Annotated in this window: 8 protein-coding genes and 1 pseudogene; 1 reads left to right on the forward strand and 8 read right to left on the reverse strand. The window is 32.7% G+C overall.

Annotated elements, in window-relative coordinates; all coding sequences use genetic code 11:
• Window positions 1-8: 8 nt before the first annotated feature.
• The 6 genes from TY19_RS02560 to TY19_RS02585 all read right to left on the reverse strand — a co-directional run bounded on the left by TY19_RS02560 (window position 9) and on the right by TY19_RS02585 (window position 4,734).
• Window positions 9-470, reverse strand: a complete 462-nt coding sequence (locus tag TY19_RS02560; protein ID WP_042279864.1) for a hypothetical protein — start codon at window positions 468-470, stop codon at window positions 9-11.
• 209 nt (window positions 471-679) lie between these two features.
• Complete coding sequence (locus TY19_RS02565) at window positions 680-1,912, reverse strand: bifunctional folylpolyglutamate synthase/dihydrofolate synthase (protein ID WP_042279865.1); 1,233 nt, start codon at window positions 1,910-1,912, stop codon at window positions 680-682.
• 4 nt (window positions 1,913-1,916) lie between these two features.
• On the reverse strand, window positions 1,917-2,759 hold the full coding sequence (locus TY19_RS02570; RefSeq protein ID WP_042279869.1) for a PHP domain-containing protein: 843 nt from the start codon (window positions 2,757-2,759) through the stop codon (window positions 1,917-1,919).
• Between the two features lie 3 nt (window positions 2,760-2,762).
• Window positions 2,763-3,662: a UDP-N-acetylmuramate dehydrogenase gene (gene murB, locus TY19_RS02575; RefSeq protein WP_042279871.1), complete on the reverse strand. Its 900-nt coding sequence runs from the start codon at window positions 3,660-3,662 to the stop codon at window positions 2,763-2,765.
• The gene (gene nusB / locus TY19_RS02580; RefSeq protein ID WP_079979203.1) at window positions 3,631-4,179 is read right to left on the reverse strand and encodes a transcription antitermination factor NusB; all 549 of its coding nucleotides are present in this window, start codon (window positions 4,177-4,179) and stop codon (window positions 3,631-3,633) included. The genes murB and nusB overlap by 32 nt, the downstream gene beginning before the upstream one ends.
• Before the next feature lie 180 nt (window positions 4,180-4,359).
• The gene (locus tag TY19_RS02585; protein ID WP_042279873.1) at window positions 4,360-4,734 is read right to left on the reverse strand and encodes a hypothetical protein; all 375 of its coding nucleotides are present in this window, start codon (window positions 4,732-4,734) and stop codon (window positions 4,360-4,362) included.
• A gap of 521 nt (window positions 4,735-5,255) precedes the next feature.
• Between TY19_RS02585 and TY19_RS02590 the strand changes: the two genes are divergently transcribed.
• Window positions 5,256-5,837, forward strand: coding sequence for a 3'-5' exonuclease (locus TY19_RS02590; RefSeq protein WP_011176167.1), 582 nt, complete (start codon window positions 5,256-5,258; stop codon window positions 5,835-5,837).
• On the opposite strand, the gene TY19_RS02595 is transcribed toward TY19_RS02590, so the two are convergent.
• Both TY19_RS02595 and TY19_RS12625 read right to left on the reverse strand, forming a co-directional pair.
• Window positions 5,838-6,443, reverse strand: a complete 606-nt coding sequence (locus TY19_RS02595) for a class I SAM-dependent methyltransferase (RefSeq protein WP_042279877.1) — start codon at window positions 6,441-6,443, stop codon at window positions 5,838-5,840.
• Between the two features lie 583 nt (window positions 6,444-7,026).
• A pseudogene (locus TY19_RS12625) lies at window positions 7,027-7,700 on the reverse strand (IS1 family transposase).
• Window positions 7,701-7,877: the final 177 nt, after the last annotated feature.

Consider the following 7,877-nt stretch of genomic DNA (forward strand, 5'->3'; position numbering starts at 1 on the left):
TCAATTGATTAATGAATATCTTGAGGAATGTGTAATTCTTCGTTTACTGTTTGTTGAGCAGCTTCTTTTTTAAACTTTTCTTTTGTTTCTTCTATAAATAGTTGGAGTTTTTGTTTCTCTGCATCCATCTGTTCGAAGATGGCCTGAACTTGATTCATGACTTGATGACAATTTTCTCTTTCAATATTCACTTCTTTTTTTATATCTTCTAAAGCTTGCAAAATTTGTTTTTTAAATGCCTCATTTTCTTGATTATGGAATTGATGTTGATATTCGCTTGCATATGTCTCAAAAAATTGTTGGTTTTTAATCACAAGGCCGGCTGCCAAAGAAAAAATAAGAAGTAATAAAGCGACAGAAAAACCAATCCATTTTTTGATGACTAAAAAGATGGTGATAAAGAAAATTAATACAGCAATTAAAAGAGCTAAACGAGGTTCAGATTGTAAAAATATGATTGTTAAAAACATAAAAAAGGTACCTTTATCATTTAAAAGTGGTTAATGCCAAATAAGTTTTTGTCATTTGTTTTAAGTCATACAAACATTTTAATTCAAAGCATGTAGCAGATTTTGAATAGTTGATAAATCTAAAATTTGAGTTATTCAAAAAAAAGTGACTATTATTTGAAAAATTTAGGAATAGTCATCTTTATTTTTTAAATTATCAAATTGATAAATTAATATGAATTCATGCTTTTTTCATTAAGTTCTCTCGAGTCCAAGTGTTCTATCATACCTAAGGCTTGCCTAACTTGGCTCATAATAAAAAATGAACCACAAATCAGTAATAGTTGACCGCTGGACTCTGCTTGCTTTATTGCTATTTTTACTCCTTCTTGAATATTTATATGAGAATAAATGACTGTAGACGCAATCCCTGTATTCATAAGGCCTTGCTTTAACTGATCAAATGAAATCCCTCTGCCATTAGGAGCTTCGACAAGATGAAAAGCACTTCCATGCCGACTTAAAATTTTTAAACAACCCTCTAAATCTTTACCTTTTGATAATCCAAATAAAATTCTCAAAGGTTGATTTGGAAAGTGAGTTTGAGTTTTTGCAAACAGTGAAGCAAGGCCGCTTGGATTATGTGCGACGTCCAAAATTACCGAATTATTTATAATTTCGAAACGGCAGGGTTGTGTAGCTTCTAACCCTTTAAAGATAGCCTCTTGAGGGATATCCCAGTTTTCACTTAAAACTTCTAGGGATTTTTTGGCAATTGCATTGTTTTCTTGATCGAAAAGTAGAAATTGATTTTTTATAGTATGGCAGAAGCTATTTTTTTGATAAGCTAGTTTTTCAATAAATAGGTAAGGTGTTTGTGGGCCAATAATGACAGGAGTGTGCGGTTTAATGATACCAGCTTTTTCTTTAGCAATTGCTTCAAGGGTATCACCTAAAATATCTGTATGGTCTAGACTAATAGAAGTAATGATTGAAAGAACGGGAGAGACAATGTTTGTTGCATCTAAACGCCCACCTAAACCCGCCTCTAAAACGGCAAAATCAACTTTTTCTCGAGAAAAATAGACAAGTGCTAAAAAAGTAGTCAGTTCAAAAAAAGTCGCAGGAATAGAATATTGAGCAGTCAAATTAAAAAGTTGGGAGAGAATTTTTTCAACATCTGCCTCAGAAATCATTATTCCATTAACGCGAATTCGCTCGCGAAAGGAGGAAATGTGAGGTGACGTATAGACTCCGACGCGATAGCCAGCATATTCAAGTGCTGATGCGATTTTTGCAACCACCGATCCTTTGCCATTTGTTCCTGCCACGTGAATAGATGAAAAAGAATGGTCAGGAAACTTAAGGATCGTTTGCAATTTTTCACAATTTGATAAACCTAATTTTATTCCTCCATGAAGATTAAGCGCGAACAGACGTTGAATCAATTCTGAATAAGGCATAATTTTAGGTATGGCAATTGTTTTTATAGTGATTTTCTAAAATGGAAAAAGTGTCTTGATTAACCCATGAGCATCCCAAAGGGAGATTTGGTTTGATTGCTCCATGGAAATCAGATCCTCCAGTAATAAGCCAATTCTTATGATTCCCAATCTTAATCCAACGATCCTCTTTTCTGCGAGGGAAGCGGCCATAATATCCTTCGATACCGTCAAAGTTTAGCTGAAGCAATTTTTTTGCAATGGAAATATTTTCAATGAGGTGGGGATGAGCGATAATTGCTAAACCATTTGCTTGATGAATTATATCAAGCGTTTCTTCTACAGTAAAAGACTGTCCTGAAATGTAGCAGCTTTTTCCTTCCCCAATATACTCTTGAAAAGCCTTCTGAATAGTGGGTACATAACCCTTTTTTACCATTGCTAAAGCTATATGAGGGCGACCCATACTTTTTTGAGAAATTAAAGATTCAGGATAGATTTCTTCTAAGGTAAGAGTCATTCCATGAGAAGTAAGTCGTTCTAAAATAAGTTGATTGCGCACCAATCGTCTTTGATGATGTTTTTGACAAAAGTCTAAAATAATAGAAGATTTTAAAGAAAATCCGTAACCCAAAATATGTACACTTGTTTGACCGAGGGAGGCTGAAAATTCTACCCCAGGAATAAGAGATAGTCCTTTTTGTTGAGCGAAAGGAGCAGCATCTTTATAAGCCTCAATTGTATCGTGATCTGTGATAGATAAGCCTTGCAATCCAGAGTTAATTGCTAAATTAATGATCTCGCGCGGATCAACAGTTCCATCTGAACAAGTTGTGTGGCAATGTAAATCTGCTCGGAAATTGTTCATAGTTTAACCTTGATTAACATCATAGGGGACATAGCGTATTTCACTTTCGAGTTCCGCACCAGTCTTTGCTTTTACTGTTTCTTGGATGAGGCGAATGAGAGCTAAGACGTCTTGAGATGTTGCCAGACCACTATTGATAATAAAATTAGCGTGCACAGAAGAGACTGCGGCTCCTCCAATTTTTGTTTCTTTTAAACCTGCTTGTTCGATTAAGGCTCCTGCATGTCCACAGTTGGGATTTCGAAATACACACCCTGCAGATTTTGCTTTGTAAGGTTGAGTTTTTTTTCGATAATCAATAATAGAAAGTTGTTTTTGACGAGCTTCTTGAGAGGCGTTTAATTGAAATGTGGCTGAAACAATAGCGCCTTTAATATTTTGAAAAGGTGATGTGCGATACTGAAAGTTTAAGTTAGAGCGTTTAAAATGAATGAGTTTTCCTTGCTCATCTACAAATTCTACACTAATCAAATTGTCTGCAGTTTCTCGACCATTCGCACCAGCATTCATGAAAATAGCTCCTCCCACACTACCTGGGATACCAGATGCAAACTCTAGTCCTTCCCAACCTTGCCTTGCTGTTTGAGATCCCAATAATGAAAAGCTGTAGCCAGCTCCTACATGCCAACAACCTTTTTCATTTTTTTCTAGACAATCAATTCGATTAGCAATGACAAGTCCGTTAAATCCTCGGTCATCGAAAAGAGAGTTTGATCCTTTTCCTAAAATAAAATACGGAATTTCATTTTGATAACAAAATAGAAGGGTTTTTTGCATATCGGGAATTGTGCGAACTTCAACAAAATACTTAGCGGGGCCCCCAATTCCAAATGTTGTGATCTCTTTTAATAGACAGTTCGTTTGATATTGATTAGGTATTTTCATGGGAATCGAGTATTTCATTATGTTTTTCTTTGCTAAGAGGACTTTCTAAAGAAAAATCAGCAGCGACTTGTTCGCTTTGTTCAAGGATTTGAGAACTTTCGACAAGCAGATTTGAATTGACTTCTTCTCCTTTACTCTTTTGATAAAGCTGGTCTAATAATGCGTTTACAAAAGAAGCAGATTCTGGAGTACTAAATTTTCGAGATAAACGAATAGCTTCAGCAATGACAACTTTTTGAGGAATATCTGTTTCAAAAAAAAGTTCGAAAACTCCTAAACGCAAGATGTTTTTCGTAACAATTTGAATGCGATTGAAGTGATAAGAAAGCGAGACAGAACTAATTTTTGAGTCGATTTCTGCTAACTGAACCACAATTTTTTGAACTTTCTCTTGTGCGAGGCGAACATTTTTTTTTGAAATAGATAACTCATTCATGATCAGATCAGTCATGATATTTTCATCAGGGTGAGCGATATCTTGGCTGTAAAGGAGTTGCAGAACGATTTCTCTAAATTTTTGTTGAGATAGTGCCATGAATTTCCAGATTGTAGAAGTTTAGAAATAGACTTCTTGCAAAATTCCAGTTGGAAAATAAAACCAATTTTTTTGTTTCACTTTTTCTAATTTTGATCATCGAAAACAATGATATCAAAAACCATGAACTTAACGAAATCTAATGAAATCAGTTTAGCATAATAGGGATGTTTCAGACTATTAAGAAATAGAAATTTCATATTTTTGCTTAAGATCTTTATGCTTAATATAAATTCTCCTTAATCTTGCTTTTTCATCAAATTGAAGCATAAATTCCATCCACCCACCATTAAAATGATAGAAAAAAAGAGAATGGTGTTTAAAGCATTCTTTGCGAATGGCAGTTTGAAAAAGATTTTCTGCTTGTTCGCGAAGCATAAATCGAGAAAGTTTGCTTGGACGGCAATTAGGATTAGTGAGAAGTGAAATAAATTCTTGAAAATTCAAAGTATTTGAAATATTGATTCCTAAATCAGTTGCCACTTCTTCGGGTAAAGACGTGGGATAACGAATCCGAGTCAGCAAATTTGTTAAAGGTTGTATAAATAATTTCATAGGCAATAGGGGTTATGTGATTATGGAAGACAGCATCGCTAACAAATGAGAAAGTAAAGAAAATCTCATACTCTATTGCGGAATTATATATATAATAAATTGAGACTTATGTTGCTTTTAAAGATGTTGTCTATGAACAACTTACTTTTACCAAGTTGTTCATTTAGATTTAAAAAAATCTATATATACAAGGACAAAAAATGAGTATATAGCAAAAAAAAATTTTAGAAAGTTTTTATAAACCAATTATTTTTTTTAGTCTAGACGAATAATGAGGCAATGAGATATTTAAAAAACTTACTTCATTTTACTCTCAAATGCGTCAGCTTAATAACAAAAAAATTCTATTTATTAAATTGAGGGCTACAATCAAAATATGAAAACAAAGAAAATTCGAAAAATTTGTTAAATATGTTTTTTTTTGGTATATTCCACTGATTTAAATTAAAGTGATCTTACAAATTGATCGGTTAAGTGATATAAATAAAACACTAATAATTATTTCTTAAAATGTTGAAATTATGCTTGCGATCTTTTTAGATATAGAATCTTCGGGTTTAGACTCTTTTCACCATCGAGCTTTAGAGATAGCTTTTAAAGTAATAGATGTACGTACTGGGGAAGAAAGATTGACCTATCAAAGCATTGTCAAACAGCCTTTAGAGGTTTGGGAGAAACGAGATCTTGCAAGTATTGAAATTAATGGGTTTACTTGGGAAAAACTTTTATTGGGTCAAGAAGAGGCAGTGGTTAAATCGGAAATAGTACAAATATTTAATGATTTAAAAATACAGAGAGGGCGTGCTGTTTACATTTGTCAAAATCCGGCCTTTGATAGGGGGTTTTTTTCACAAATTGTTGATGTTTATACACAGGAAAAATATCACTGGCCATATCATTGGCTAGATTTTGCTTCTATGTATTGGGCATTGCAGTTTAAGTTTTACACACAAAAGCATGAACATTTTCCTTTAGAAATTAATCTTTCTAAAAATACTATCGCTCAACATTTCGGGTTACCAATAGAAAGTAGCCCTCATAATGCTCTTAATGGTGTTAATCATTTAATTTTATGTTATAAAACCGTTGTGGGATTTGGGTAATTATAAGGATTGTTGGCGAGTTTTTTGAAGAAGTAATAGGCTTGGCGATTGTCGTCGATTGATCCACGAATGATAACAACAACTCCATTCCATAGGAGAAAGATTGAGAGCAAATTTAAGAAGAGCTTTTTCTTCAAGTAGTCCTTCCGCGTGACCTGGATAACACGTTATGCAAATCACCCCCTCCGGCTTTATTAAATCTAAACTATTTTGCAAACTTAGTAAAGTTGTAGAAGTGAGTGTCGTCTTTTTCTTGTCTCCGCCTGGTAAATACCCTAAATTATAAACAATCAGTTTAATTGTATTAGGTAAAACATAATCAGAAAATTTAGAGTGGCATCCTAAAATAAAATTAATTTGCTTAAACTGATCTAAATTTAAATGCTCACGTAACAATGCTTTTGTTTTATCAATCGCATCACTTTGATTGTCGAATGCATACACCTTTCCATTCCCATTTGATAGGAGAAGTTGGCATAATTTAAGTGTATCATTTCCATTACCGCATGTTGCATCAATCACTTGATCATTGGGCTGAAGGATCCTACGCCAATAATCGTGGGCGAGATCTAAATGAGATTGAAATAAAGGAAAGGTGGCTCTCATAAATAAAGTAAGTTTTGAAAGGTTGGGTTAGATAATTTTACCAGATTAAATAAGATTTGGTATTTTTAGAATTTTAGCGATGCCTTCTGCTTCTATTAAAATATCCAGAATTTATTTTTGCGAGAATTGGCTTTTCCATTTTTTTTCTTAAACCTAAAAATATTCTTTTTATCATGAATGATTTTTTGAGGAATAGATATTTTTCTATTTTAAAAAACATTACTTTTTTCAATGGATTTTATTTTTATTTCTAAAAAAGTTACTCAAAAAAGGATTAACATAGGCTTTCATTGGTTTTCCTTTTAAAAAGTAAAATAATTATTAGGGGATCGAATACGTTTTCTTCCTAAGCTTTAAGTTGATTATGAACATTTATCTACTAGATTGAAAAATAATTTATTTATATTTATGCCTAAAAGCGATTTAAATAAAGCTAAACTTATTCAATTTTTTGACAAAGAAGAGATTTTTTATAACATAGTTTGAGATCAAGTAAAAGCAAATTAATACTCACTTCTAGATAGTACTAAATGGGTAAGGCTCTCAATTGTCTATTTTAATCACAAATAAAATATTTTATTAACTAAATGGGATTAATTAGCTTTTTAGAAAATGAAAGTGTTTTCCTTATGTCTTGCACAACTTTCTCTGAGAGTACAATTAAATCTTTCAATGTCGCTTGTCTGACCTGATGGCTTGCTAACTGTTTGATGTTGGCTCTAAGGAATGGTTTCATAATAGAAGACATTAAATTTATTAATGGAATAGAGGGCTTTTTTTTAATGATTCAGGTCATTTTGCAAAAAGAAGTTCAGCGGTTTTTTTATCTCGAGGACCCGCTTGTCTAGCAAGCACTTGGCGACTTTTTCTATGGAAGACAAGCCATAACCACTGATCATTTTTCTTATTTCCTACAAAACCCCATCACCCATATCCTTTAAGTTTAGACACTTATGAATCATTTTTCTCATGATAAGTGACTTATGCATTTAAATTCTCAGGTCAATCATTGATAATGAAATTAATAAAATCTAGCAGCCATGGCAGCCTTAGAACAAAAATTCTACAAATTTCATGAAGAGACACCCTTTCTAGAAGAGCTTTTCTGACAAGTTCCTTTGTTTATTCGTTAATGATTTTAGTTTCATTGTTTTCGCTCCACTGTTTGTCATACTCTAAACAGCGAAAATTTTGCTTTTCATGTCTTATATAACCATTCTTCTTTACCAAATCTGAGCCGCAGTGCGTACATCTCATTGCTCTTCTCCGCTTGAATTAGAATAATTAATCTATCAAATTAGATCAGTTTATTGAAATAACCTTACATATTTAGCACTACCCAAAATTTTAGAAGTATTATATTACATTCAAATTCTAATTTTTAAAAAATATTTAAATCAAATATATATATATTTGTTGTTGTATTATTTAAAT

This window comes from Candidatus Protochlamydia sp. R18 (assembly GCF_000648255.1).
GTDB classification, from domain to species: domain Bacteria; phylum Chlamydiota; class Chlamydiia; order Chlamydiales; family Parachlamydiaceae; genus Protochlamydia; species Protochlamydia amoebophila.

Excerpts from the sequence above, each read along its gene's own strand:
- TY19_RS02560 (WP_042279864.1), bottom strand. The coding sequence starts at position 470 with ATGTTTTTAACAATCATATTTTTACAATCTGAACCTCGTTTAGCTCTT.
- TY19_RS02570 (WP_042279869.1), bottom strand. The coding sequence starts at position 2,759 with ATGAACAATTTCCGAGCAGATTTACATTGCCACACAACTTGTTCAGAT.
- TY19_RS02595 (WP_042279877.1), bottom strand. The coding sequence starts at position 6,443 with ATGAGAGCCACCTTTCCTTTATTTCAATCTCATTTAGATCTCGCCCAC.
- nusB (WP_079979203.1), bottom strand. The coding sequence starts at position 4,179 with ATGGCACTATCTCAACAAAAATTTAGAGAAATCGTTCTGCAACTCCTT.
- murB (WP_042279871.1), bottom strand. The coding sequence starts at position 3,662 with ATGAAATACTCGATTCCCATGAAAATACCTAATCAATATCAAACGAAC.
- TY19_RS02590 (WP_011176167.1), top strand. The coding sequence starts at position 5,256 with ATGCTTGCGATCTTTTTAGATATAGAATCTTCGGGTTTAGACTCTTTT.
- TY19_RS02585 (WP_042279873.1), bottom strand. The coding sequence starts at position 4,734 with ATGAAATTATTTATACAACCTTTAACAAATTTGCTGACTCGGATTCGT.
- TY19_RS02565 (WP_042279865.1), bottom strand. The coding sequence starts at position 1,912 with ATGCCTTATTCAGAATTGATTCAACGTCTGTTCGCGCTTAATCTTCAT.